Raw genomic sequence first — 25306 nt, 5'->3', positions numbered from 1 at the left:
TGTGTCGGAAGGTGCGCCCACCGGGCCCCTGGACGGATATCGGGTGATTGAACTCGGAACCTTGATCGCCGGGCCCTTCGCCGGGAAATTGCTCGGCGACATGGGAGCCGACGTGATCAAGATCGAATCACCGGACCGTCCAGACCCGCTTCGTACCTGGGGTCAGGCAGAGCAGGACGGTCATCGATTCTTCTGGACGGTTCACGCCCGCAACAAGCGGTGTGTGACGTTGGACCTTCGCGTCGACGCGGGCCGCGACCTGTTTCTGAATCTGATCGAACATGCCGACGTGGTGGTCGAGAACTTCCGGCCGGGCACCCTCGAGAAGTGGGGTCTGGGATTCGACGTGCTGAGCGCGCGCAATCCGAAGTTGGTGTTGGCCAGGGTATCCGGCTACGGGCAGAGCGGACCGCAAGCCAAGAGCGCCGGCTACGCCTCGGTTGCCGAAGCAGTCAGCGGATTTCGGCATCTGAACGGTTATCCAGGGCAGGCACCCCCGCGTATTGCCCTTTCACTCGGAGATTCTCTCGGTGGGATGTTCGCCGTTCAGGGAGTGCTGGCGGCGTTGCTCTCGCGAGAGCGGACCGGCCGTGGTCAGGTGGTCGACGTTGCCCTCACGGAATCCTGTCTGGCGGTGCAGGAATCCACGATCCCGGACTACGATCGGGGCGGGATCATCCGGCAGCCCTCGGGAACGAGGTTGGAGGGTATCGCACCGTCCAACATCTACCAGACCTCTGAAGGAAACTGGGTGGTGATCGCGGCCAATCAGGACACGCTCTTCGTGCGTCTGTGCACCATCATGGGTCGACCGGAACTAGCGCAAGACGACCGATTCTCCAATCATGTTGCGCGTGGCAAACATCAGGACGAGCTCGACGAATTGATCAGCGCCTGGGTTGCGCTCCAAGATCCCACCAGTCTCGTGGAACGCCTCACCGAAGTGGGAGTTGTTGCCGGGCCGATCAATACGGTTGAAGATGTGGTCAAGGATCCGCAGCTGATCGAACGGGGGATGCTCGTCGACCACTACGACGAGCGGATCGGGGAAAACGTCCTCGGCCTGGGCGTCGTGCCTACATTCAGTGAGACACCCGGATCCGTTCGCAACGCGGGAGCAGCGTCGCCGGGGTACGACAACGCTTCGGTCTGGGGTGGGCTCCTCGGACTCTCGGGCGACGAGCGGACAGAACTGAAGAAGAAGGGCGTGATCTGACGTGTCGGTACCTGAAGCAGGTGTTCCCGCGGTCAGCATTCGTGAAGTCGGGCCACGGGATGGGTTGCAGATCGAAGACCCGGTCTCGCTGGCGGAGAAACTTCGTCTTGTCGAAGCTCTGGCTGCGACAGGTGTTTCGCGCATCGAGGCGACGTCGTTCGTGTCACCGCGTGCGGTGCCGGCACTGGCCGACGCGGAGTTGTTGGCCGCAGAGTTGCACCAGTGGCCAGGCATCGAGTTCTCGGCATTGGTCGCCGGAATCGGTGGAGCGAAACGGGCCGTTGCTGCAGGAATGAAAACCGTCGAATATGTGGTGTCGGCATCGAATAGCCACAGCGAGGCCAATACTCGGTCGACGACGGAGCAAGCGACCGAACGTATCGGAGAGGTCGTCCGGATCGTCCACGAGGCTGGTGGACGGGTGGAGGTCATCGTGGCCACGGCCTGGGACTGTCCGTTCGACGGTCCAACCGATCCGGACCGTGTTCTGCGGATTGCGGAGCAGGCCAAAGAGTTCGGCGCTGATCAGTTCTCGATCGCGGATACCATCGGCACTGCCACACCGGGACGCGTCGGACGGTTGATCGACGCTGTCGGCGAAAGAGTGGGTGACTTCGGCTTGGGTGTGCACTTCCACAACACGCGTGGCGCTGGTCTTGCCAGTGCGTTGGCGGCTGTGCAGCACGGAGTTCGAAACCTGGATGCGTCCACCGGTGGCCTGGGCGGTTGCCCGTTTGCTCCTGGTGCCAGTGGCAATATCGCGACTGAGGAACTGGTCTACATGCTCGAAGACATGGGCATTGCGACAGGTATCGACCTGGATGCGAGCATTCGTGCCGCTGCCGTTGCAGAGGAGATAGTGGGCCATACGGTTCCCAGTAATCTTCTCCGCGCCGGCGATCGGAAGCGATAGGGACCTTTACTCTTCTCGGTTGGGTGATGCCAGCTGCAGTTTGACCAGCTGCTCGTGTGCCGCCGGCGGCCAACCGATGCGCTGTTTCTCCAGATACCATGCACCGGCGGCACATGCGATCGCGAGGACGATCCAGATCGCTACGCTTCCGATCTGAGAGCCCAGGTCGCTCGATGAGGATACTTCGCCCGTGCTGTAGTCGTATTCCGTTGTCGTGGTGATTCCCTCGACTGCGAAGGTCCACAGAATCGGAAGGGCACACAGTGCGGCAAGGGCGCGTGCAACATGTGCTGGACGCAGTTCGAAGATCATTCATTTCTCCTGGTGATCGACGCGGTGAATCTCACTCTCCTCGAAAGCTATTCGGGATAGACGGCGCTGTCTGTAGTCGGATCGACGGACATGGACGAGGCGCCGAGTTCCCTCTGATCTTCCTGCCGTAACAGCTGCATTCCGTTGTGATCGAACTCGATTCGTCGAACGTCTTCAGTGTCGACCAGCATCGTGGCCATAGCGGTGCGCCGAGGTGGAAGGATCCGAATGGTCACTTTGCCTCGCGTGATCGCGGTGAGTTCCCGGACGATGCTCGCGTGGATTCGGTCGCGCACGGCGGGGTCAGCGCCATCCATTCCGTGGTCGTCGAGCAGGACTACCTCGACGCCGCGGTTTCGAGTGGCATGCACAGCATCGATGACATCTGTCTGTTGTAAGCCAGGCGCCCTCAGCGAATCTCGGAGTTGCGCCTCGAGGAGTTCGCATTCTTGCCGCTCGGCGGTTGTCAGCGGAATCCCGGAAGCGACCCGTTCGAGGAGTGGGCGCGCAAGTAGATCGAGCCTGTCGAGTTGCGCGTCGCGTTCCTCGAGAATCGCAGCGCTAGCGGATGCGGAGGCAATTCGTTGGGTGGACTGCTCCCGAAGTTCGTAGATAACCCTGGCTTGAGGACGGATGGTGTACGCGAAGAAGGTCGACATCAGAACAGGGCCCGCGTTGATGACCGTCAACGACACTCCGTACATGGCCCCCTGGCCGGTAGTGGAGGACCAGATGGCGGTCACCAACACCATGAGCCCAAGCCCGAGCCACGCGAGTGCTGTACGCCCACGAACGCACATGAAGGTGAAAACGGCCGTAGACATCCCGAACATCCACAATTGAGTCATGTCGTTGACGGGCACTGGAACCACTGACAACACAAGGCCACTCGTGACGGCGCCAGTCAGAGACACCAGAACGCTCTGCCCCAGCGGCATCGGGTCGCCTCGGCTCAGAACGAGTGTGAAAGCCGCAGTCGAGCACACGATAATTGCCAAGACCATCGGCCAGACTGCGCGGACGTCGGAGGAGGTGTACGCGACCGAGATCACGCAGGTGAGCGCGAAGCATGCAGCCATGAATCGAGCAGCACGGCTGTGCATGCCGAGGAGATCGCGGACATCTCGTCCGTCCGGTCTGGTCATCTCATCACCGCTGCGGGCAAGCTCAGGGTCAGAGTCACCGAAGTGCCGCGGCCGGGTGACGATCGAATGGTTGCCGATCCGCCGTCGAGTTGGCGCATTCTGCCGCGGATGCTGACAGTGATTCCGAGGCGATGCGTCTCGACGGAGCTCGGATCGAAGCCGACGCCGTCGTCCGCGACGACTACTTCGAGGTGGGTGGTGGTTGCCGTGACCGTGACCGAACGCCGTGCACTGCTTCCGGCGTGCTTGACGCTGTTGCGCAGCGCCTCGGCCATCGCACCGGCCATCGCACGAATCGAGTCGGGCGCGTATCCGCTCGGATCGGACCCGACTGACAGGGCGGTCTCGAACGTGATGTTTTCGTCCACTTCCGAAGCGGCTGAACGCAACTGAGCGAGGATTCCGTCGAAGTCGAAACTCGTCTCGTGATCGGTTCCGGAGCGGAGTTCGTCAAGCCTCTCGACAGTCCTTCGTGCCTGAGCGATGACCGAGGGATCGGCATCGTTTCTCGAAGCAGCGAGCAGGGTGGACATCACGGTGTCGTGGATGAGTGCGTCGAATCTCTCGCGTTCGACGGACTTGGCCTCGGCCGCGGCGGCGCCTGCCGCAGCGGCATGAGTGGTGGCGATAGTTGCATCCAGCACTCGACCGGTACGCAAGGCCATGACGGCCGCTGCGACGAATACCGCGCAAAATGTCCAGGCGAAGGCGAGGTCGGGAACAAGCAGGTGCGTCGTGGGACTCGTCCGGATTATGTGATTGGTCAACTGTGCGAGTGTTGCCGCCACGAAAAGGTGCACGACGGCAGCGGCCGGTCGCCAAGCCGCAGCTGCCGCAAGGCTGGCGACGCCGGGGAAATTGGAAATCCACAAGGTGAAATCCGTGACGTGCTCACCATTCCAGGCCGGCCACCACAGGAGGATGACCACGACGTAGAGGAGCGCATTTGCACTCGCGGCTCGTTTCACCCACCGGGTGTCTGCGTGAAACGTCGATGCTCCCAATACCAGTCCACTACCGAAAGTTGCGACCACTGCCAGCGGGGTCCACCAAGACGCGGACATCGCAGTGGCTTCGGCAATGGCAGGGGCGAGCAATATCAGATAGCAGACATAGCCTGCGCCGATGAAACGGCCGAAGAGCCTGAGAATTTCGTCAGAAGCAGTGGCTGTTTTGTCGAAAGCAACTTTGTCGATCAGAGTTCGTCGATCGTCACTATCTGATCTTGTATCGCTCGCACGAGTAGTTCGCATTTCGTCGGTGCGTTCCTTCCAACGTCGGCATACTTCTCGCGAATCCGGGACAGGTGGGTTCCCACCGTTCCCACGCTTATGTAGAGGTTTTGAGCGACGCGTGATTTCGAATCACTCAGTAGCCATTCCCTGAGAACCTCGACTTCGCGCTCCGAAAGGTGCGGTCCGACAGGGTCTTGTGTCATGCAGTTTTCCACAGTGACGGTCATGAGTTTCGTCTTTCTTTCGTCTAGCGGAATGACAGACTCCCCGACAGCGCCGTCTTCTTACCAGGTGAATGTAAGTCGAAGTTGGCCATTTTTCCCAGACATCAATTCCTCTGCCCATATTTCCAGGGGCAGCCTCAGCGAAATCAATCGTTACCGAACTTTTTCATTACTGAAGGTCATTGTTAGTCAAGGTCAGATTTCTACCGAGATTCCTGCGTTCCGGAATCGGTAACACCCCGTCCTCGACCGCGCGTTTGTACAGATCTGTCTTTGTGGGGGCCGGCCGTCCGGCAGCCGCATATTTCTGCCTGATGCGTTGGAGGTAATCGTTGACCGTCTGCGGCGCCAAACCGGTGAGTCGCGCAACGCGATCTGCCTTCTCTCCGGATGCGTAAAGTTCGAGGACCTCGAGTTGTCGAGGGCTCAGACCCACCTCGTCGAGACCTGGATCCCCGTCGATTGCGGCAGCCCACTCCGTCGTCACCACCTGCCTTCCCGACGCGGCGGCGCGTATTGCATCAATCACGACGGCAGTCGGTTCGGACTTGCGCACGACGCCCAGTACACCGGCACGGGCAGCCGAGCGAACGAGGAACGGGTTTTCCGCCCCGGTGAAGATCAATGTCTCGAGCCCCGCGGCCCGCAGTTCCTCGACGTTGCTCTTGGGCGATGAACCGTCGGCCAGTCGGAGGTCGAGAATTGCCAGATCCAAGCTGACGTTCTGAGCGAGCATCTCGGACACAGTGGTCGCGATGCACACCAACTCGATATCTGGCTCGTCCTTCAGCATCACGGACAAGCCGATAGCCACCGACTCGTGGTCTTCCACCAGTCCGACACGGCGGTGTGGAAATGCAGTTTGCTCTGGCATAGCGATTGTTTCCCTCCGCTCGATGCGAGGACGTTATCAGGCAGAGCTGACTGATCGGTATGTTACGTATCAAGATTTGAAGTCAGCCTGGACTGTTTTACGTTTCGGCTCTACAGTTGTCTTGTGACCGAGACCACTTCCGATGCGAAAGTAAGCCGTACGCAGGCCGAACGAACTGCCGCGATGCGTGGGCGCCTGCTCGACGCCGCTGTCGAATCGCTTGTCGAACTGGGCTACGCCCGGACCAGCACCCAGGAGATCGCCCGTCGCGCAGGCGTCTCGCGAGGTACGCAACTGCATCATTTTCCGACCAAGGAATCGCTGGTCGTTGCCGCCGTCGAGTATCTGGTCGACAAGCGACTGGAAGAAATCCTCACCGCTGAAGTGGATCGCGGCCGAGGTCTCGAGGTCCTGGCGGACGCGTTCTCCGGGCCGCTGTTCTACGCTGCGCTCGAATTGTGGGTCGCGGCGCGAACCGATCCTGTTCTGCATGCGGCGACGGTGCCCCTCGAACGCAAGGTCAGTGAGGCACTCGAGTTCGGTAGCGCCGAGTTGTTCGGCGATCGATTCGATTCCGAGTCGGTCGAACTCACCATCGAACTCGTCCGCGGTCTTGCAGTCTCAGCCCTTTTCCGTACACCCGAAGCCGACGACGCGCTCAGAGCGCGACTGTTGCCGGCCTGGCAATCCCGAGTGGAGAAGAAGTGAAGCTTCCCGAACATGTCGAAACGCTGATCGTCGGTGCCGGATTCGCCGGTATGGGCTTGGCAGCCAGAATGCTTCGCGACAATCGCGCGGCGGACGTCGTGTTGATCGAGCGCGGAGCTGACATCGGCGGCACTTGGCGCGACAACACCTACCCAGGGTGCGCCTGTGACGTGCCGACGGCGCTGTACTCGTATTCTTTTGCGCCGAGCGCCGATTGGAGTCATACCTTCGCTCGTCAGCCCGAGATCTACGACTATCTGAAGAAGGTGGCGGCAGACACCGGCATCGTGGATCGCGTAGTCCTGAACTGCGAACTCGAAGCTGCTGTGTGGGACGAGGATGCGGCACTGTGGCGTGTTCGGACATCCCGAGGGGCATTGACGGCCAAGACGCTGGTCGCTGCGACCGGGGCGTTGTCGACTCCAAAGATTCCCGACTTTCCCGGTCTCGACCAGTTCTCCGGTACCACTTTCCATTCGGCGACGTGGAACCACGAACACGACCTGCGTGGTGAGCGCGTGGCAGTGATCGGAACGGGAGCGTCGGCAGTCCAGTTCGTTCCCGAAATTGCCGACCCTGCTGCCCATGTCACCGTGTTCCAGAGAACTCCGGCCTGGGTGATTCCGCGAATGGATCGCACCCTGCCTGCGGCGCAGAAGGCCGTCTATTCGCGGATTCCCGCTACGCAGAAAGTTGTTCGCGGAGCGGTTTACGGTTTTCGCGAGTTGCTCGGTGCCGCGATGTCACATGCGACGTGGGTCCTGCCGGCCTTCGAGGCGGCCGCGCGCCTCCATCTGCGCAGACAGGTGAAAGATCCGGAGTTGCGCCGGAAACTGACTCCCGATTTCACGATCGGTTGCAAGCGCATGCTTCTGTCCAACGACTGGTTGCGCACCCTCGACCGCGCGGACGTGAGCCTGGTCGACAGCGGGCTCGTCTCGGTCACCGAGGGCGGGGTGGTCGACGGGCACGGAGTCGAGCACAAGGTCGACACCATCATCTTCGCCACGGGGTTCACGCCGACGGAACCGCCTGTGGCGCATCTGATCACCGGAAAACGTGGCGAAACGCTGGCCGCGCATTGGAACGGTAGCCCCAATGCCTACAAGGGCACTGCGGTCAGCGGGTTCCCGAATCTGTTCCTCATGTACGGTCCGAACACCAACCTCGGACACAGTTCGATCGTGTACATGCTCGAGTCCCAGGCCGAGTACGTCAACGACGCGTTGAACACCATGAAACGTGAGCGACTGGACGCTCTTGATGTCAACGAGTCGGTACAGGTGCACTACAACAAGGGAATTCAGCACGAGTTGCAGCACACGGTGTGGAACAAGGGCGGATGCTCGAGTTGGTACATCGATCCGGAGGGGCGCAACTCGGTGCAGTGGCCGACGTTCACATTCAAATTCCGTTCGCTGCTGGAGCATTTCGATCGTGAGAACTACTCCGCTCGCAAGATCGAAAGCGTCCAGGCATGACCACGACGCACTACGACGTGGTGGTAATCGGATCGGGATTCGGTGGCAGTGTCGCCGCTCTTCGCCTGACGGAGAAGGGCTACCGTGTCGGGGTGCTCGAAGCCGGTCGACGGTTTGCCGACGACGAGTTGCCCGAAACCAGTTGGCGGATGCGAAAGTACCTGTGGGCGCCGTGGATCGGATGTTATGGGGTTCAGCGTATCCACCTTCTTCCGGACGTACTCGTGATGGCGGGAGCCGGCGTCGGGGGCGGATCGTTGAACTACGCCAACACGTTGTATCAGCCACCCAAGCGGTTCTTCGAAGACCGTCAGTGGGCGCACATCACGGACTGGCACGACGAACTGGCGCCGTACTACGACCAGGCCAAACGGATGTTGGGTGTTCGCACCAATCCGTCCTTCACTCCGGCCGATGCGGTGATGAAAGACGTAGCCGAAGAGATGGGCGTGGGGGAGACCTTCACGTCCACCCCCGTCGGTGTTTTCTTCGGGGAGGCAGGAGTTTCCGTGCCGGACCCGTTCTTCGGCGGAAAAGGGCCCGAACGCACCGGCTGCACCGAATGCGGGGGATGCATGACCGGGTGCCGAGTCGGGGCGAAGAACACGCTGGTCAAGAACTACCTCCATCTCGCCGAGCAAGCGGGCGCCAGGGTTCATCCGCTCACGACCGTCACCGAACTTCGGCCGAGCGCAAGCGGTGGTTATCACCTGCTCGCGAGGCGAACGGACGGCGTCCGCCGGCGAGAAGTTCGGTTCACCGCCGATCAGGTGGTGGTAGCCGCCGGAACCTATGGAACGGCGAGACTGCTGCTCGGGATGAAGGAATCCGGTGCACTGCCTGACCTGTCGGACACTCTGGGCACCGTTGTACGTACCAATTCCGAAGCCGTACTGGCCGCAACGTCGAAGTCGCGTCGACGGAACTTCACGCAGGGCGTAGCGATCACATCGTCCTTTCACCCGGATGATCACACGCACATCGAGCCGGTGCGATACGGCAAGGGCAGCAATGCAATAGGACTTCTGCAGACCGTCCTGAGTGACGGCGGCGGGCGAACTCCCCGGGTGCTGAAGACTCTGGCGGTCGCGGCACGGCACCCAGGTGCGTTCTTCCGGTCCTTGTCGGTACGGAACTGGTCCGAGCGAACCGTCATCGCGCTGGTGATGCAGACCGACGACAACTCCCTCGAGCTTTCCAAGAACACCAAACGATTCGGGCGTTCCCTCACCAGTAGGCCGGGACCGGGTGATCCACCTCCCCATTGGATTCCGCAGGGCCATACAGCTATTCGCAAGGTCGCCGAGAAGATCGACGGCGACCCGGGCGGTTCCATCGCCGAGATCGTGAATATCCCGATGACGGCGCACTTTCTGGGTGGCTGCGCAATCGGTGACAGCGCGGCGAGTGGCGTCGTGGATCCGTATCTCCGTGCTTACGGACATGCCGGCCTGCACGTCATGGACGGTTCGGTGGTGAGCGCGAATCTCGGCGTGAATCCTTCCCTGACCATCACTGCGCAGGCGGAACGAGCGTGCGCGATGTGGCCGAACAAAGGTGCCGCAGACGCCCGCCCGAAGACCGGCGAACCATACGTACGTATCGATCCGACGTTGCCGTCCAACCCGGTGGTGCCGACGCATGCACCAGGTGCTTTGCGGCTTCCCCTGACCGTTCGAGCTGAGAAGGTGTCCGATGTGGAGCGTGCCTGAATCGACAAGTGACCGCGTCGACTGGCCGGTGAGCGATCCGCCGCCGTGGCCTGCTTCCGTTCGCGCAACACTGTGGTGGCACCGCAGTACGCCGGCGGCGCGGGAACTCGGGCCCGACGATCGAACGATTCCGGTGACGGTGGCCATGATGGTGGACTACCTCGATTCGCCGGTCGGCCCGTATCGCGAGATCCTCGCCAGTCCGGTCTTGCATGCGCCAGGGAAACGGATCGGGCCGATGCCGCGGATGGCGGTCCCTTTCATCGCGGTGGATTCGGAACCGTCGGTGCACGGCGGACGGTTCCACTGGCAACTACCCAAGGTCCTGGCCGAGTTCGACGGAGACGTGCAGCAGAAATTCACTGCAACCGGCGACGGATGGCGGGTGCGTTCGGACACGCGGATGCTCGGGCCGCGTCTGCCGATTGCCGGGGCGTTGGGATTTGCGCAGCCGGAATCCGGTGGAGGTCTGGCGATCGCGTCGGCCAGACTGACGGGGTCGTTCCGATATGCGCGCGTGAGCGTCGAGGCAGAGGGGCCGACACTGCCGAACTGGTTGGCATCGGGCACTCATCACGGCGTCGTGATTCTGGGCGGAAAAATGACTACGGGAGCAGCCAAGCACCGATAGCGGGGGGGTTGACCTGCGAAAGAACGAGCAAGGCCGCCCAGTCGGTGATTGGGCGGCCTTGCTCGTGTTGTGTAAAAAGTTAGGTGTCGACGTCCCACAGGCGCCTCTCGGCGGGTGGTCGCTCGCAGCGACAAAAGGGGTGGGGCCCGGGGCTTGTTCGGACGCCGACAGGGTGTTCAACGGTGGTCTCCCCGGATTTGTTCCCGGGGATCGCCAAGTAGTTTCCGACAGGGTGTGCAGCGAATTCCAGCAGGGCCGACGAGTTCAGGCAGGGCCGAGATGGGCGAGTTCCTTTTTCAGTCCCACACACAGATCCGATCCCGCCGGCCCACTCAGAGCTGATCGCAATCGGTTGTAATACGTCCGCGGCGACAGACCGAAAGTGACGAAGATGTCCTCGGCAGTGGCACCGTTCCACGGTCGCCACAGGATTGCGAAGTCGACGAGGTCGTCCGCGTACGATCCACGATTTCGCGAGCGTTTGGCGCGTCGAACCTGGCATTCGTGGGTGTTTGCGACGCTCGTCGCTCCACAGAGCTGAGGTGGCATCTTCGTCACTCGGTTCACGAGAGTCCCCTGAACTGGTCGGGCACTCACATGACCAGGACGCCGCCGTCCACGGGCAGCGCGACGCCGGTGATGTAACGCGCTTCGTCGGAGGCGAGGAATTTGACGGCGTTGGTGACGTCGTCGTTTTCTACCCACGGGATCGGGTAGAGGATCATGTCGCCGGAGGCCTTGGCGAAGTCGTCGCGACCCGGATTGTCGGTGCCGGGAACGAATTGGTTGTACATCGCCTGGTTCTGCACCATCTCGGTGTCGACCTGCGTCGGGTTCACGGTATTGACGCGAATGCGATGCGGAGCGAGTTCCTGGGCGAGGGTCTTCATCAATCCCACGACGCCGTGCTTGGCCGAAACATAGTGTCCGACACCCGTGTACGCGCGCAGACCGGCAACGGAGGCGGTGAGGACGATCGCGCCGCCGGTGCCCTGTTCGATCATGTGGGGGATCGCGGCCTTGACGGTGCGCCACACGCCGCTGAGGTTGACGTCGATCATTTCGCCCCACTTCTCCTCGTCCAATTCGTGCGCGTTCCCGAAGGAGAGGATGCCCGCGTTTGCGATGACGATGTCGACGTGGCCGAAGCGATCGAGCCCGGCTTCGAGGGCCAGCTTGACCGAGTCGAAGTTGCGCACGTCGGCGTGCGAGAAGATGATCTTGCCGCCTGCTTCTTCGACGAGGCGGATTGTTTCCTGGACGTCGTCCTCCGTGGCCAAGGGGTACGGCACGGTGTCGTTGTCCTTGACGGAGTCGAGAGCGATGATGTTCGCGCCCTCCTGCGCCAGCCGCAATGCGTGATTACGCCCTTGCCCGCGAGCAGCACCCGTGATGAATGCGACCTTGCCTTCGAATCGTCCGGTCATGGGGATCCTCCTGTTGCTGAAATTGTTGTGTACGTGGGTGATCGGAGAGCTATTTGACGAGTACGCCTGCGTCGACGGGCAGTGCGACGCCGGTGATGTACCTGGCTTCGTCGGACGCGAGGAAAAGCACGGCATTGCTGACGTCGACGGATTCGACCCACGGGATAGGTAGCGCATTCATCGCTTGCGACAGCGGGGCGAAGTCCTCACGAGTCGGTTCGTCGATGTCGGGACAGAACAACCTGTACATGGCGTCGTTCATGATCATCGGAGTGTCGACCTGGGTGGGGTTCACGGTATTCACGCGGATTCGGTGGGGAGCCAGTTCCTGCGCGAGAGTTTTCATCAATCCGTTGACGCCGTGTTTCGCGGCTGTGTAGTGCGCGATGTTGCCGTATCCCTTGAGCCCCGCCGCCGAACTGGTCAGGATGATTGCGCCCCCGCCCCCTTGTTCGATGAGGTAGGGGATCGCGGCTTTGGCGGTTCGCCACGTGCCGCTGAGATCGATGTCGACGACAGTGCCCCATTGGCTTTCGGTGAGTTCGTGTGTAGGTGAGGGGATGTTGATACCGACGTTGGCGCAGACGATGTCGACATGACCGAACTGGACGACCCCGCGGTCCAGGACACCCTTGACCGCGGTGAAGTCGCGAACATCGGCCACCTCGGCCAGAATTCGCCCGCCGACGGCCTCGACCGACCGGACGGTCTCGGCGAGGTCGGCTTCGCTTGCCAGCGAGTACGGAACACCTCCGATGTCGGAGCAGATGTCGAGCGCGATGATGTCTGCGCCTTCCTCGGCCAAGCGGATCGCATGTGCCCGGCCCTGGCCGCGTGCTGCGCCGGTGACGAACGCGACCTTGCCCGAAACCCTTCCGGTGGTGCGTGCTGTGGTGGTCACTTGATCACTCCGTATCGGCGTCGGTCGATGGTCAGTGCAACTGCGGCAATCACCACGATGCCCTTGATGACGAGTTGTGTGTAGGGGTCGACGGACGTCAGGTCCATTCCGGCGCTCAGCAACACGATCACGAGTGCACCGAGGATCGTGCGATGTGGGCCACCGACGCCACCGGACAGCGCGGTGCCGCCGACAACCACGGCCGCGATGGAATTGAGCAGGCTGGGACCTGCGCCCATCGGGACTCCGGTGCTGGCCTGGCCGGTGAAGATGATTCCGGCGATCGCAGCGACGGCTCCGGCTACGGCGAAGACAGCAAGTTTGGTCCGTCGTACGCGGACACCGACGAGGGCTGCGGCGCGCTCGTTGCCACCGACCGCGTACATGTGGCGACCGAATGACGTACCGAAGGCAAGGACCGTCGCGCCGATGGTCAGCAGGATTGCGATCAGTGCCCCGTTGGGGACGTTGGGAATCATCGACTCGTTCACCAGGCTCTGGAGAAGATTCGAATTGTAGGAAACAGGACCGCCTTTGGAGACGGTATTGGAAATGCCGTCGAGTACGGACATCATTCCCAGCGTCACGAGGAACGACGGCACCTTGAGCATTGTCGTGATCAACCCGTTGACCAGTCCGACAACCGCCCCCGCGACGATCACCATGACTATCGCCAACGGGCCACCGAATTTGTCGATCCATGTGGCGATCAGAATTCCGGCGAGAGTGGCCGTCGCCGCGACCGACAGATCGATACCGCCGATCAGGATGACAAACGTGCCGGCGAGCGCAAGCACGGTCAGGAAAGCCATCTGGTTGAGAATGTTCTGCGCGGACGTCGCAGTGATGAAACTTTCCGTGCGCCACTGGAAATAGATGATCAGTATCAGCACCGCAACCGTCGGAACAACTATGTTGCGGTGCTGATCGAGTCGACTCAGCAGACCGCGCGCGCCTGACGGCGCTGCGGCATCGCTGGCCGGCGATTGCTTCGAGAGTGTCTGGGTCACTGCATTCCTCACATCATGTGCTTGATCACGTCGACTTCGGCGGGCTTGCGCTCTGCAGGGGCCGCCAACTCTGCGCTGATGACCCCGTCCTTCATGACCACGATTCGGTCGGACATTCCGATCACTTCTTCGAGGGATTCGGCGCACAGCAGCACACCGACCCCTGACGCAGCCATCGATCGGACCAAACCGTAGATCTCCTCTCGCGTTCCGACGTCGATTCCACGCGTCGGATCGCTGAGGACCAGCACTTTGCATTCGCGACCTTGCCACCGAGCGAAGATCGCCTTCTGTTGGTTTCCGCCACTGAGTTCCCCGATAGGCGTCGACAACGACGGGGCTTTGACCTGCAGCGCGCGGGCCAACTGCGTCGTCCGCTCCCTTTCGGTCCGTAAACGCAGTAGCCGCGTCCACGGGTGGCGGAGGAGATCGAGGAAGCCGATCGAGATGTTGTTTCTGATGGACGCGCTGCGGAACAGGGAGTCCTGGGCACGCTCCGGTGGGACGTACAGGACTCCGGCTGCCACGGCGGCGGGAACCGACCAGTGCTCGTGCGCAGTACCGTCGACGTGAATCGAACCCGTCGACAACGACTCCGCACCCGCGACTGCTGCAGCCACCGATGCTTTCCCCGAACCGATGACTCCGGCCAATCCGACTACCTCGCCCGGTCGGACAACCAGATCGACCGACTCGAACTCGCCTGCGCTGCTTGCATCTCGGAGTTCGATCAAAGGCTTCGGAGACAACGCTCCGGTCTGTTCTCCTTCTCGGTAGTAGTCGGCGCTACGCTCGCTACCCACCATCAACTCGTGCAGTCGCTCCGCAGTGACGCCGTCGGCGGAGAGGGTTTCGATGGACCTCCCGTCGCGCAGTACGAGGAGCCGTGTGCTGATCCGCAAGACGTCCTGCAGGATGTGGGACACGAAGATGAACGACACCCGATCGCGCCACCCTTCGATCAACGCGAAGAGAATTTCCACCTCGGTCTCGGTCAACGCGCTGGTCGGCTCGTCGAGCAGGATCACCGGAGCTTCGGTGGCGTCGGTGATCCGCGAGAAGGCGCGCGCAATCTCGACCAGTTGCCTTTGTGGGTACGTCAATTCGGCGACGACGGCATCGGCGCGCAACCCCTCGATGCCGAGTGTGTCGAGGAGGGATTGGGCGGCGTCGCGCATTCTCCGACGCCGGCCGGGGCCCCAACCACCTATCTCGCCCTCACGTCCGAGATAAATGTTCTCGTACACGCGCAGTGCATCGACCAACGACTGCTCCTGGACCACCACGGAGATTCCGAGTTCGCGGAGAGTGCGCGAGTCGCCGAGTTCGACGTGAGTTCCGTTTACGTCGAGGCTGCCGGCATCGGGACGTACCGTTCCCGTCAAAACACCGATCAGCGTTGACTTTCCGGCACCGTTCTCGCCGATCAAGCCGAGAACATCACCTCTGCTGACGTCGAGTGAAACGTCCTGGAGGGCGTGAACGGGGCCGTAGCTCTTGCAGACCCCGCGCAAGCTGATGGTTGCTGTGTCGCTCACCTTCGTATGACTCATTCTCAGGCCACGAGTTGATCTTTGTACTGCAGCAACGGGCCCGAGCGGAACGCGGAGGCGTACTCGGTGCGTACTCCGGTGATGTCTGCAGAGTTCCAGGCGCTGTTCAGCGTGTACTGGTCCTGCGATACACCGGCGTAGTACTCCCGCGGGTCGATCGGGTTGAGTACGGTCTGCGGGTCCCAGTCGTCAGGATGCAGGGCCTTGCTCATTTTTGCCCAGTCGAACGGAAGTGTGGGCGCGTACACAGTTTTCAGTACGTCGTCGGCGATCTCCGGAGTCACCAGGAGTGCTCCCTGCGAAAGGAAGCGCTCCGGCAGAGACAGGTCGACGCCGTTGAGCTGATCGAAGATGGTGACACCGAGAATTCCTGCCGTGAGTCCGCCGACCGTTGCACTGGTCAGGTATTGCTTTCCCTGCGCGATGTATTCGACGTTCTGCTTGTTACCGTCGAATCCGACCACGATCTTGCCCGTGATCTTCGCGGCGTCCAGTGCCGCAATGACTCCGGCGGCTTGACTGTCGTTCTGCGCGAAGACTCCGACGAAGTCCGGCACCGAAGGCAGGATGTTCGTGAATGCCTTTCTCGCGTCTTCGGAAGTCCAGTTGCCGGGCGAGGCGGTGACGATCTTGATTCCCGGGTAGTCCTTGGCCGCGGCGTTCAGGCCAGCTGTCCGTTGATCGTCGGAGGACGAACCCTTCTGTCCCGGAACATGAATGATGGTTCCGCTGCCGCCGACCTTGTCGAAAAGAGCCTTGGCGGTTGCGACGGCGATCTTGGTGGAGGGCGGCGTGATGAAACGGACCCACTTGTCCGCGTCGGCCGGTGTGTACCAGGCGGGTGCCGTGTACGAGCTGGCATACAGAATCCCGGCCGCCTGACAGGCTTTCGTGACGGCTGCCGCCTGAGCTTCGGTGGCGGGAGTGCCGAAGATCGACTTGCCGCCCGAAGCGCGGACGTTGCCTACCTGTCCCAGTGCGGTGTTGACGTTGCCCTGATCCTCCACCGAGGACATGCTGACGCCCAACGCGTCCATCGCCTGCTTGCCGCCGTCCGAGAAGGCAACGAAGTAGTCGTTGGAGAGTGTTGTCACCTGGCAGAGGGTCTTTTCCTGGACTTTGCCCGCGCCGGCGCCACCGCCGGCAGCGGTACTGGTGGAACTGCCGCCTGCTCCGCAGGCCACTGCGCCGAGGGCGATGCCTGCTGCGCCCATTGCGGCGAAGAAGGAACGTCGGGTCAGTGGATGAGAGAACGTCGCGTTCCGCGCGACGTCCACGATCTTCGATTCGATCGAAGGCATGATCACATCCTTGGTCTCGCAAGAGTAGGTTCTCGAGAGGTCTTCTCGAGATGTGGGAAAACGGGAGATTTCGCTACTTCGCCAGCAGATGCGTTGTGAACCAACGGGAAGCGTGTTCGGCCGCCACTGCGAGCTTGGACTGGTCGCTGTAGAGCGTCATGTGCGACGTGTGCGGCAGGACGACAAGTTCTTTCTTCGGAGTCGGGATGCTGTTGTAACTCTCGATCTCCAAGTCCCACAACGTGAGGTCGTCACCTTCGGCGACGATCATCATCGACGGTGTGTCGAGGATCCTGGGCACGAAATAGTTGACGTCGTAGTCGAGCAGGAGATCGACGGATTCCATAGTCGAACTGTTTTGGTAGAGAGGAGCTTCGGTGGCTTGAAGAGCTGCGAAGGTCGTCTTCGTCTCGGGGAACGGCCAGGAAGACAGTTCTTCCTCGGGATTCTCACTGGCGTGAGCGATGTGCAGTCGCTGATCCGGATCGTCGAAGCGGAGTCGGCGATCTTCGAGGATCGCGTCCCACAGCTTTCGATAACCCATGGTCCCGTGGATCCGACGCATGTTGCGGAACCCGTCGATCACCGGAATCTGAGACACGATGGCCTTCACCCGAGGATCGGTCGCGGCGAGAATCATTACGTGGCCGCCGGAGTAGGAGATGCCCCAGGCTCCGAGACGGTCGTTGTCGATGCCGGGAGTGCGCTCGAGAAAGCTGAGCGCGTTCTGATAATCACGAATCTGTTGCTTCGGGTCCAGGTGTTGACGGGGTTCACCGTCCGACACGCCCAGGTTGCGGTAGTCGAAGACCAGCGCAGCCATACCGGCCGTTACGAAGGCCTCGGCGTAATAGGGCATGACCAACTCACGGACGTAGCACCAACCGCCTGCCAGTACGACGGCCGGTACGTCTTCGTCGGTGTCGGGTCGGTACAGCCAACCGCGGACGGTGACTCCGTCGCTGGAGAATTCGACATCTTCACGGCGCATTGCGCGACTCCTCATGTAACGAGTGAAAGCTGAATGGAAGTAGGTGCGAAAGAAAACGGACGGTCTTGTCGCCGTGCGTATTACGGCATCGACGCGGTTCGCTCGTGTCAACTGCCCCGAGCGGATCGTCGCGGATCCGAAGTACCCCGTAATCGTGAGTCACCTCACAGCCTTTGTCAAGTGTCACTGGACAGCAAGGAAAATCCGTCGGTATAGTCCTGCTCACCCACTGCGCATGTATTCGTAACGAGCGCAGCATTATTGGAGGTGTTCCGGCTCGTGAACGGCGAAGAAGTTCTGTGTGCCTACGAAAAGATGTTGTTGATCCGTGTGATGGAGGAGCGCATCTCGGCGCTCTACAAGGGCGACATCATTCCCGGATTCGTTCACACCTCGATAGGTCAAGAGGCATGCGCGGTGGGGGCTCTCACTCATGCGCGGGTCAGTGACGTCATCACCTCGACGCACCGCGGGCACGGCCACGTTCTCGCCAAAGGCCTCGAGCCCGATCGGATGATGGCCGAGTTGATGGGCAAGGTTACCGGGGCCAACAACGGCCGGGGTGGTTCGATGCACGTCGCCGATCCCCGCCTGGGGATCTTCGGCGCGAACGGGATCGTGGGCGCGGGGTTGCCGATCGCCGTCGGTGCTGCCTTCGCTGCCAAGGATCGCGGTGAGGGCGATCTGGTGGTGGCGTTCTTCGGTGACGGGGCGATCGCGACCGGCGCGTTCCACGAGGCGATGAACTTGGCTGCGCTGTGGAAACTTCCGATCATTTTCCTGTGCGAGAACAACGGATTCTCGGAGTTCTCCTCGACGGTGGATCAGCATCCGGTTCCGATCTCTGCGCGCGCAGCGGGATACGGAATGGAATCGATCACGCTGGCAGGCAACGACGTCGAGGCAGTCGCCGACGGTATTCGGCCGGTGTACGCGCAGGTGCGAGGCGGCAGTGGTCCGGTGTTCGTCGAGGTCACGACCCTGCGGGTGCACGGGCACTACGAGGGCGATCCGCAGGTGTACCGCGACAAGGACGAGATGACCCGAGACATTCTCGCGGCCGATCCACTGACGGTGACGCGGGGCCGACTCCGGGAGCGAGGCATCGGGGACGATGTCCTCGATCTGGTGGATAAGCGGGTGAGGGCGGTGGTCGACGAGGCGGAGCGTTTCGCGCGGGCGTCGCCGCAACCGGAGGCGTCGAGCGTGATGGAGTACATCTATTCACCGCGACGTGTCTATCCGCCGGGCCACCTCGACGTGAGTGTCGACGCGGGTGGTGCGGCGGTGTCCCAGTCCAAGATCATCAAAGCGGCGCTCGACGACTCTCTGGCAGCCGATCCGGATGTGTTTCTTGCTGGCATCGACGTTGCCGGCGGAAATGTTTTCGGTCTGACCAGGGGATTGGCCGCGGAGTATCCGGGTCGAGTGCTCGATACGCCGATCTCCGAATCGGCAATCATGGGTCTTGCCGTCGGCTCCGCGATGGCGGGCCGTAGGCCCGTCGTGGAACTGATGTACCTCGACTTCCTCGGGGTGTGCCTGGATCAGTTGATGAATCAGGCGGCAAAACTTCGGTTCATGACGGGCGGCGCAGTGAGTCTGCCGTTGGTGGTGCGGACGCAGTTCGGTTCCGGCAGATCGTCGGGTGGGCAGCATTCGCAGAGTCTCGAGGCGCTGTTGGCGCACATACCGGGACTGACTGTGCTCATGCCGAGTTCGGGCGCGGATGCATACGGGTTGTTGCGGGCAGCGATCGAGGACGACAACCCGGTCATGTTCATCGAGCATCGACTGCTGTACGAGAAGAAAAGTTCGTTGCCGAGCAAGGATTTTCGGGTTCCGATCGGAAAGGCAGCGGTGACGAGACCAGGTTCGGACGTCACCATCGTCTCGTGGTCGCGTATGGCAATGCACGCTTTGGTTGCGGCGCAGACGTTGACAGAGGAAGGGATCGATGCGGAGGTCATCGATCTACGAACGATTGCTCCGCTCGATCGGGAGACGATTCTCGAATCCTTCGGTCGGACCAACAGGATGGTCGTCGCCCAGGAAGCGGTGGTGGACTTCGGTGTCGGAGCCGAGATCGCAGCCATGGCGGTGGATTCCGGTTTCTATTCTCTGGACGCGCCGGTGGTGCGGGTGGGAGCACGGTACGCGCCCGCGCCCTATGCGCCGGTGCTCGAACGTGAGTGGGAAGTCGGACCTGACGACATCGTTGCAGCCGTTCGGCGGGTGATGTCGTGCTGAGCGCTACCCGTCCGCGGGCAATGACCGGTGGCGGGGTGCTGCCCGAGATGCTTCTCGACGCACTGCGTCGAGATCCCGAAGCACTGGCCCTTGTCGACGAGAGTGTGCGGTGGACTTACCAGGAATTGGTGGACGCTGCAACGAGCTTTGCAGGCGCACTGCATAAATCGGGATTCGAGCCTGGAGAAGTGGTACTCGTTCAGCTGCCGAACTGGTGGGAATCCGTGGTTGCGGCCTGGGGCACGTGGCTTGCCGGCGGCATTCTCCTGCCGGTGGTCCCGATTTACCGCGCACACGAGCTGTCCTTCATCATCGAGCAAGCTGAGCCGTCGGTGATCGTCGCCCCGCAGGAATACCGCGGATATCGTCACGTCGAGCAACTCGGGACTGTGCTCCGTGATCTGGGCCGAGAGGTTCTTCTGGTGGAGGCTCGAGGCGAAGGTGGGTTGCGGCGCACCACGTTCGACGACTTTCTGGACTTCGGGATGGAGGCGAACCGGCCCGACCACCGCGCGGATCCCGACGACGTCGCCCTCGTTCTCTACACGTCGGGAACCACTTCGGCTCCGAAAGGCGTTCTGCACACTCATCGGACCCTGATGGCCGAGAGTTCGAGCATGATCGCGCATTGCGGCGTGGATTCGCAGGACCGAATCTTCATGCCTTCGCCGTTGCCCCACATCACCGGAATGTCGTATGCGGTCGTTCTTCCCGCAGCGGCAGCCTGCTCGACGGTTCTGATGCAACGCTGGAATCCCGCGGAGGCAGTTGCGTTGATCGAGCGCGAACAATGCACGTTCACCGTGAGCGCGACACCGTTTCTCCGCGGTCTTGCCGACGCCTACGAGGAGGACGGATATCGACGATCCCATCTGACTCGATTCGTGTGTGGTGGGGCCGGGATTCCGCCCGAGCTGGTACGTCGAGCCCACCGCGTGATGGGGACAGCGGTTGTTCGTACCTACGGATCGACGGAACTTCCGACCCTCGTGATGGGTGATCCTTTCGGTGACATCGGTCTGCAGGCCGAGGACGAAGGAGCTGTGATCGGCGGAAACGAGTTCCGGCTCGGCGAAGACGACGAGCTGTTGGTGCGTGGTCCGGAACTGTTCGTCGGCTACGTCGACAGCTCGATCAACGCGGAATCATTTACCGAGGACGGCTATTTCCGGACTGGCGACGTTGCCACCGTGGACGGGCCAGGTCAGATCCGGATCACTTCGCGGATCAAGGACATCATCAACCGGGGAGGGGAGAAATTCAGTGCTGCCGACATCGAGTGGGTCCTCGAGGCTCATCCGAATGTGGCAGAGGTGGCAGTGGTCGGGTATCCGGACGAGGAACTGGGGGAGCGCGCGTGCGCCTTTGTCGTTCCGCACGGTGAACCACCAAGCGTTCGAGACCTGCGGATCTTCCTGCTGTCCGAAGGATTTGCTGTTCAGAAGGCTCCGGAGAGAGTCGAGACCGTTGCGTCGCTTCCTCGGACGGAGAGTGGGAAGGTTCAGAAGTTTCTCCTGCGTCGAGCGTTAGGCTTGGGCTCCGCACAGGCGGTCCCCGAGACCTACGGAAGCGAGTTCGGACATGACGGCAACCGGCGCAAAGCCACCTCGTAAGGCGGCTGAGTCGACAGCGGCTGCATCGAAGAAATCGCAACCGCGCAAGACGACTCCCCAAAAGACGACGGCCCAGAAGAAGACGGCGCCGACCAAGGCGGCGGCGCGCAAACAGAAGGCGGAGGACAACGGTTTGGGGACGTCGGTAGGTAAGACGGTTCGTGCCGAACGCACGCGACAGGGAATCCCGGTTCGCGAACTGGCGAGGCGACTCGGCGTATCACCGTCGTTCCTGTCCCAGTTCGAACTGGGACAGAGTCAGGCGGCGGTCAACACGCTTTTTGCGATCGCGACCGAACTCAACCTGTCGTTGGACGTATTGCTCGGCAACAGCGTCGATCCGGAACGTGAATCCGAGTCCGAATCGAAGACCCACGAGCCGCGCATTTCCGACTGCCTCACATTCCGATCGGGTGTCCGCTGGCAACGGTTGGCGAATACTCCTGAGAACCATCACGTCCAGTTCCTCCTCACGGAGTACGAGCCCGGCGCCGACTCTGCGCCGGGCGACGCACCGCAGACCCACTCGGGTGACGACTACGGGTACGTGCTGGAAGGGACTCTGACTATCGACATCGACGGAATGCGTCGGCTGCTCAAGTCGGGCGAAGCGATCCACCTGGTCGGGAATGTTCCTCACCGATTGCGCAACGAGACAGATCAGACGGTCAAGGCGATCTGGTTCGTCCTGGGGTGAGTCGCTGCGTGCGACGTATTGGATGTGATGTCACCGGGTGTGACGCCGGTCTCGATTCAACTTAGGCAATCCTTTTCTTGACTAATTCCAGAAAAGCGGCATACTGGGAAACATGCGAGACGGAGAGCATGACTTCGACCCCCGAGCGCAACTTCGCGCCGTCGGGTTGAGGATCACTGCTCCGCGCCTCGCCGTGCTGGATGCGGTTACAGCCCAACCGCATTCAGACGCCGATTCTGTTGCAGCACTCGTGCGGCAGCAGCTCGGATCGGTATCCACACAGGCCGTTTACGACGTGCTCAAGGCATGCGTGAACGCAGGATTGCTGCGACGCATCGAGCCGGCGGGTTCACCCGCACGGTTCGAGACGAGAACTGGTGACAACCACCATCACCTCGTCTGTCGCGGCTGCGGCAAGGTCGTCGACGTCGATTGTGTTGTCGGCCAAGCTCCCTGCCTCGAACCTTCCGATAATCACGGCTTCGAAATCGACGAAGCCGAGGTCGTGTTCTGGGGCCGTTGCGAAGATTGCCTGAAGAATTCTGCCGAATCCGACACCGCGTCGGACACGGTCTCGCAGAATCGAATTGATGCGTCCAGAACCTCCGAGCCAGCCCCTTCGCATGCAGCCCATGCGTTCGGCTCGGATGCAGCCCCGCTCCTCTGACGCCCAGCCCACAACGCTAGGAGGCTTCGCCATGACCAAGCCCACCACCAACAATTTCGGTATCGCGGTCGCAAGTGATGACGAATCGCTGACCGCGGGTATTCAGGGGCCGGTGCTCCTTCACGACCACTACCTGATCGAGAAGCTCGCGCAGTTCAACCGCGAGCGTGTCCCGGAGCGCATCGTCCACGCCAAGGGCGGCGGCGCTTTCGGTGAACTCGTCATCACACACGACGTCAGCAAGTACACGAAGGCCGCGTTCCTGCAGCCGGGTAAGAAGACCGAGTCGCTCGTCCGCTTCTCCACCGTCGCCGGTGAGCAGGGCAGCCCGGACACCTGGCGCGATCCGCGCGGTTTCGCGATGAAGTTCTACACCGAAGAGGGAAACTACGACCTCGTCGGCAACAACACCCCGGTGTTCTTCATCAAGGACGCCATCAAGTTCCCCGACTTCATCCGTTCGCAGAAGCGACTGCCAGGCTCCGGTCTTCGTGACCACGACATGCAGTGGGACTTCTGGACTCTGCGTCCCGAAACGGCTCACCAGGTGACCTGGTTGATGGGTGACCGCGGTATCCCGAAGACCTGGCGCAACATGGACGGCTTCGGATCGCACACCTACCAGTGGGTCAACGCTGCGGGTGAACGCTTCTGGGTGAAGTACCACTTCAAGACCGATCAGGGCATCGAGTTCCTGACACAGGCAGAAGCAGACAGCCTCGCCGGTAGCGATCCCGACTACCACCGCGCGGATCTGTACAACGCCATCGAGGCCGGTAATTTCCCGAGCTGGACCCTCAAGGTTCAGATCATGCCGGTCGACGAGGCCGAAGGCTACCGCTTCAACCCGTTCGACCTCACCAAGGTCTGGTCCCAGAAGGACTACCCGCTGATCGAGGTCGGCAAGTGGACGCTGAACCGTAACCCGGAGAACTTCTTCGCGCAGATCGAGCAGGCATCCTTCGAGCCGTCGAACGTGGTGCCCGGCATCGGATTCAGCCCGGACAAGATGCTTCTGGGCCGCGTCTTCTCCTACGCCGACGCACATCGTTACCGCATCGGCACCAACTACGCCGACCTGCCGGTCAACGCGCCGAAGAACGAGGTGAACTCCTACTCCAAGGAGGGCGCCATGCGTTACAGCTTCAATTCCCCGTCGACGCCGGTGTACGCACCCAACTCGTACGGCGGACCTCACGCCGATCCGTCTGTTGCCGGTGACGAAGGCCTGTGGTCGTTCGACGGCAAGGCAGTGCGCGCCGGATACATCGAGCACGCCGAGGACGGCGACTTCACGCAGGCCGGAACGCTGGTCCGTGAAGTTCTCGACGACGCAGCTCGTGAGCGCCTGGTGAGCAACATCGTCGGCCACGCCCTTGCGGGCGTCAGCGAAGAAGTTCTACTGCGTGTCTTCGAGTACTGGAAGAACGTCGACGCAGATTTGGGCAAGCGCGTCGAAGAAGGTGTACGCGCAGGTCAGTGACCCGCTGACATGAGCATCGCCTAGGTTTACCGAATGCGGACCGCTGCAAGGGAAATCACTTCCCGGCAGCGGTCCGTTTTTGTCTGCCCAACTACAGCAGTGCGAACCAGTAGACGAAGCATGYGAGAAGGAACACAACCACTGACTCCATGACGACACCCCTGTTCGACGTGCACTTCTGCTGTCCGCACTCTCCATGATCCGCTTCTCGAGCGGAGAATGCTCGGGGCACAAGTTTCGCGAACCGAGGTGTTGGGCAGTCAATTCCCATGGCAACAGGTGCAGTTCTCTTCGACATCGACGGAACGCTCGTCGATTCCAACTATCTGCATGTAGAAGCGTGGTCGCGAGCCTTCTTCGAGGTAGGTCGCCCGGTTGACGCGTGGCGGGTGCACCGCAGCATCGGTATGGACGGCGACCAACTACTGGAGACGTTGCTCGGCGAAGACATCGACGGGTGCGGGCCACGGGCCAAGGAACTTCACACCAAGTACTACCGGCAGTCGGCTGACCGTCTCCGAGTACTGCCGGGAGCGCGCGAATTGATCCGCCGAGTTCACTCGCTCGGACTGCACGTCGTGCTCGCTACCTCGGCGCCCGACGACGAACTGGAGTTGTTGCGCCAGACGCTCGACATCGACGAAATGATCTACGCCGCGACCTCTTCGGAATCCGTCGACGAGGCCAAGCCTGATCCGCACCTGATCGAAATCGCGCTCGCGAAGGCAGGTGTCGACGCGGGCGATGCGGTCATGGTCGGAGACGCCGTCTGGGACATGAAGGCGGCGACATCGGCGGGCGTTGTGGCTGTGGGAGTGCGCAGCGGCGGCATGTCGACCGACGAACTCGAAGGCGCGGGTGCGGCGACGGTGTACGACGACGCCCGCGACCTTCTCGACCACCTCGACGGCAGTGTGATTTCCGAACTCGTTTCAGGCCTAGATACCGGGAGTTGATCAGTG

24 protein-coding genes are annotated in these 25306 nt (G+C 61.6%); 12 read left to right on the top strand and 12 right to left on the bottom strand.

All coding sequences use genetic code 11. The annotated features are described in order from the left end of the window. Position 1 precedes the first annotated feature (1 nt). Complete coding sequence (locus tag AC1DWA_RS09615) at positions 2 to 1216, top strand: CaiB/BaiF CoA transferase family protein (RefSeq protein ID WP_477846649.1); 1215 nt, start codon at positions 2 to 4, stop codon at positions 1214 to 1216. Between the two features lies 1 nt (position 1217). Continuing rightward, positions 1218 to 2129 (top strand): hydroxymethylglutaryl-CoA lyase, encoded by a 912-nt coding sequence (locus AC1DWA_RS09610; protein ID WP_019746578.1) that lies wholly within the window; start codon positions 1218 to 1220, stop codon positions 2127 to 2129. A 6-nt stretch (positions 2130 to 2135) separates the two neighbouring features. Here AC1DWA_RS09610 and AC1DWA_RS09605 read toward each other — a convergent pair whose 3' ends face one another. The 5 genes from AC1DWA_RS09605 to AC1DWA_RS09585 all read right to left on the bottom strand — a co-directional run bounded on the left by AC1DWA_RS09605 (position 2136) and on the right by AC1DWA_RS09585 (position 5919). Next, the gene (locus tag AC1DWA_RS09605) at positions 2136 to 2441 is read right to left on the bottom strand and encodes a hypothetical protein (protein WP_019746579.1); all 306 of its coding nucleotides are present in this window, start codon (positions 2439 to 2441) and stop codon (positions 2136 to 2138) included. Between the two features lie 47 nt (positions 2442 to 2488). Then, positions 2489 to 3586, bottom strand: coding sequence for a hypothetical protein (locus AC1DWA_RS09600; RefSeq protein ID WP_046377828.1), 1098 nt, complete (start codon positions 3584 to 3586; stop codon positions 2489 to 2491). Further along, positions 3583 to 4839, bottom strand: a complete 1257-nt coding sequence (locus tag AC1DWA_RS09595) for a sensor histidine kinase (RefSeq protein ID WP_257209846.1) — start codon at positions 4837 to 4839, stop codon at positions 3583 to 3585. The genes AC1DWA_RS09600 and AC1DWA_RS09595 overlap by 4 nt, the downstream gene beginning before the upstream one ends. Next, entirely contained in the window at positions 4782 to 5024 is a 243-nt protein-coding gene (locus tag AC1DWA_RS09590; protein WP_042950493.1) for a LuxR C-terminal-related transcriptional regulator, read from the bottom strand. The genes AC1DWA_RS09595 and AC1DWA_RS09590 overlap by 58 nt, the downstream gene beginning before the upstream one ends. Before the next feature lie 190 nt (positions 5025 to 5214). Then, positions 5215 to 5919 (bottom strand): response regulator transcription factor, encoded by a 705-nt coding sequence (locus AC1DWA_RS09585; RefSeq protein WP_019746583.1) that lies wholly within the window; start codon positions 5917 to 5919, stop codon positions 5215 to 5217. A gap of 183 nt (positions 5920 to 6102) precedes the next feature. On the opposite strand from AC1DWA_RS09585, the gene AC1DWA_RS09580 reads away from it, so the two are divergent. Genes AC1DWA_RS09580 through AC1DWA_RS09565 form a run of 4 tightly spaced genes read left to right on the top strand, consistent with a single transcriptional unit; the run spans position 6103 to position 10451 of the window. Further along, positions 6103 to 6627, top strand: a complete 525-nt coding sequence (locus AC1DWA_RS09580) for a TetR/AcrR family transcriptional regulator (protein WP_020968240.1) — start codon at positions 6103 to 6105, stop codon at positions 6625 to 6627. Next, positions 6624 to 8108: a flavin-containing monooxygenase gene (locus AC1DWA_RS09575; protein WP_020905936.1), complete on the top strand. Its 1485-nt coding sequence runs from the start codon at positions 6624 to 6626 to the stop codon at positions 8106 to 8108. Before AC1DWA_RS09580 ends, AC1DWA_RS09575 begins: the two co-directional genes overlap by 4 nt. Continuing rightward, the gene (locus AC1DWA_RS09570) at positions 8105 to 9820 is read left to right on the top strand and encodes a GMC oxidoreductase (RefSeq protein ID WP_477846648.1); all 1716 of its coding nucleotides are present in this window, start codon (positions 8105 to 8107) and stop codon (positions 9818 to 9820) included. Before AC1DWA_RS09575 ends, AC1DWA_RS09570 begins: the two co-directional genes overlap by 4 nt. Further along, complete coding sequence (locus AC1DWA_RS09565) at positions 9804 to 10451, top strand: acetoacetate decarboxylase family protein (protein WP_042950474.1); 648 nt, start codon at positions 9804 to 9806, stop codon at positions 10449 to 10451. Before AC1DWA_RS09570 ends, AC1DWA_RS09565 begins: the two co-directional genes overlap by 17 nt. Before the next feature lie 264 nt (positions 10452 to 10715). Here AC1DWA_RS09565 and AC1DWA_RS09560 read toward each other — a convergent pair whose 3' ends face one another. The 7 genes from AC1DWA_RS09560 to AC1DWA_RS09530 all read right to left on the bottom strand — a co-directional run bounded on the left by AC1DWA_RS09560 (position 10716) and on the right by AC1DWA_RS09530 (position 17634). Further along, on the bottom strand, positions 10716 to 11018 hold the full coding sequence (locus AC1DWA_RS09560) for a hypothetical protein (protein WP_042950475.1): 303 nt from the start codon (positions 11016 to 11018) through the stop codon (positions 10716 to 10718). A 26-nt stretch (positions 11019 to 11044) separates the two neighbouring features. Beyond that, positions 11045 to 11878: a mycofactocin-coupled SDR family oxidoreductase gene (locus AC1DWA_RS09555; protein ID WP_020905939.1), complete on the bottom strand. Its 834-nt coding sequence runs from the start codon at positions 11876 to 11878 to the stop codon at positions 11045 to 11047. 49 nt (positions 11879 to 11927) lie between these two features. Next, positions 11928 to 12779, bottom strand: coding sequence for a mycofactocin-coupled SDR family oxidoreductase (locus AC1DWA_RS09550; RefSeq protein WP_020905940.1), 852 nt, complete (start codon positions 12777 to 12779; stop codon positions 11928 to 11930). Next, positions 12776 to 13789 carry an ABC transporter permease gene (locus AC1DWA_RS09545; RefSeq protein WP_169801348.1) on the bottom strand — a complete coding sequence of 338 codons (1014 nt, stop codon included), beginning with the start codon at positions 13787 to 13789 and terminating at the stop codon, positions 12776 to 12778. Before AC1DWA_RS09545 ends, AC1DWA_RS09550 begins: the two co-directional genes overlap by 4 nt. 8 nt (positions 13790 to 13797) lie before the next feature. Continuing rightward, on the bottom strand, positions 13798 to 15327 hold the full coding sequence (locus tag AC1DWA_RS09540; RefSeq protein WP_024488271.1) for a sugar ABC transporter ATP-binding protein: 1530 nt from the start codon (positions 15325 to 15327) through the stop codon (positions 13798 to 13800). 17 nt (positions 15328 to 15344) lie between these two features. Next, complete coding sequence (locus AC1DWA_RS09535) at positions 15345 to 16643, bottom strand: sugar ABC transporter substrate-binding protein (protein ID WP_127159959.1); 1299 nt, start codon at positions 16641 to 16643, stop codon at positions 15345 to 15347. A gap of 73 nt (positions 16644 to 16716) precedes the next feature. Then, entirely contained in the window at positions 16717 to 17634 is a 918-nt protein-coding gene (locus AC1DWA_RS09530) for an alpha/beta hydrolase (RefSeq protein WP_020905944.1), read from the bottom strand. A gap of 279 nt (positions 17635 to 17913) precedes the next feature. Here AC1DWA_RS09530 and AC1DWA_RS09525 point away from each other — a divergent pair, with 279 nt between their 5' ends. From AC1DWA_RS09525 to AC1DWA_RS09500, 6 genes are all read left to right on the top strand, one after another. Beyond that, positions 17914 to 19884, top strand: coding sequence for an alpha-ketoacid dehydrogenase subunit alpha/beta (locus AC1DWA_RS09525; protein WP_029254315.1), 1971 nt, complete (start codon positions 17914 to 17916; stop codon positions 19882 to 19884). Next, positions 19878 to 21497, top strand: a complete 1620-nt coding sequence (locus AC1DWA_RS09520) for an AMP-binding protein (RefSeq protein ID WP_020905947.1) — start codon at positions 19878 to 19880, stop codon at positions 21495 to 21497. The genes AC1DWA_RS09525 and AC1DWA_RS09520 overlap by 7 nt, the downstream gene beginning before the upstream one ends. Further along, positions 21466 to 22194: a helix-turn-helix domain-containing protein gene (locus AC1DWA_RS09515; protein WP_029254317.1), complete on the top strand. Its 729-nt coding sequence runs from the start codon at positions 21466 to 21468 to the stop codon at positions 22192 to 22194. The genes AC1DWA_RS09520 and AC1DWA_RS09515 overlap by 32 nt, the downstream gene beginning before the upstream one ends. A gap of 112 nt (positions 22195 to 22306) precedes the next feature. Continuing rightward, a complete protein-coding gene (locus tag AC1DWA_RS09510) occupies positions 22307 to 22861 on the top strand; it encodes a Fur family transcriptional regulator (RefSeq protein WP_019746588.1) in 555 nt (184 codons plus the stop codon). A 31-nt stretch (positions 22862 to 22892) separates the two neighbouring features. Next, positions 22893 to 24344, top strand: a complete 1452-nt coding sequence (locus tag AC1DWA_RS09505; RefSeq protein WP_019746589.1) for a catalase — start codon at positions 22893 to 22895, stop codon at positions 24342 to 24344. A gap of 269 nt (positions 24345 to 24613) precedes the next feature. Continuing rightward, a complete protein-coding gene (locus AC1DWA_RS09500; protein ID WP_020905950.1) occupies positions 24614 to 25300 on the top strand; it encodes an HAD family hydrolase in 687 nt (228 codons plus the stop codon). The last annotated feature ends 6 nt before the right edge of the window (positions 25301 to 25306 follow it).

The sequence above is a fragment of the Rhodococcus sp. P4_F3_2 genome, from assembly GCF_056401335.1.
This window is presented reverse-complemented; position numbering and strand designations above follow the sequence as displayed.

Coding starts and splice junctions, on each gene's coding strand:
- AC1DWA_RS09565 (WP_042950474.1), top strand. CDS start 9,804: ATGTGGAGCGTGCCTGAATCGACAAGTGACCGCGTCGACTGGCCGGTG.
- AC1DWA_RS09510 (WP_019746588.1), top strand. CDS start 22,307: ATGCGAGACGGAGAGCATGACTTCGACCCCCGAGCGCAACTTCGCGCC.
- AC1DWA_RS09585 (WP_019746583.1), bottom strand. CDS start 5,919: ATGCCAGAGCAAACTGCATTTCCACACCGCCGTGTCGGACTGGTGGAA.
- AC1DWA_RS09595 (WP_257209846.1), bottom strand. CDS start 4,839: ATGCGAACTACTCGTGCGAGCGATACAAGATCAGATAGTGACGATCGA.
- AC1DWA_RS09605 (WP_019746579.1), bottom strand. CDS start 2,441: ATGATCTTCGAACTGCGTCCAGCACATGTTGCACGCGCCCTTGCCGCA.
- AC1DWA_RS09580 (WP_020968240.1), top strand. CDS start 6,103: ATGCGTGGGCGCCTGCTCGACGCCGCTGTCGAATCGCTTGTCGAACTG.
- AC1DWA_RS09570 (WP_477846648.1), top strand. CDS start 8,105: ATGACCACGACGCACTACGACGTGGTGGTAATCGGATCGGGATTCGGT.
- AC1DWA_RS09505 (WP_019746589.1), top strand. CDS start 22,893: ATGACCAAGCCCACCACCAACAATTTCGGTATCGCGGTCGCAAGTGAT.
- AC1DWA_RS09500 (WP_020905950.1), top strand. CDS start 24,614: ATGGCAACAGGTGCAGTTCTCTTCGACATCGACGGAACGCTCGTCGAT.
- AC1DWA_RS09590 (WP_042950493.1), bottom strand. CDS start 5,024: ATGACACAAGACCCTGTCGGACCGCACCTTTCGGAGCGCGAAGTCGAG.
- AC1DWA_RS09555 (WP_020905939.1), bottom strand. CDS start 11,878: ATGACCGGACGATTCGAAGGCAAGGTCGCATTCATCACGGGTGCTGCT.
- AC1DWA_RS09530 (WP_020905944.1), bottom strand. CDS start 17,634: ATGCGCCGTGAAGATGTCGAATTCTCCAGCGACGGAGTCACCGTCCGC.
- AC1DWA_RS09600 (WP_046377828.1), bottom strand. CDS start 3,586: ATGACCAGACCGGACGGACGAGATGTCCGCGATCTCCTCGGCATGCAC.
- AC1DWA_RS09515 (WP_029254317.1), top strand. CDS start 21,466: ATGACGGCAACCGGCGCAAAGCCACCTCGTAAGGCGGCTGAGTCGACA.
- AC1DWA_RS09535 (WP_127159959.1), bottom strand. CDS start 16,643: ATGCCTTCGATCGAATCGAAGATCGTGGACGTCGCGCGGAACGCGACG.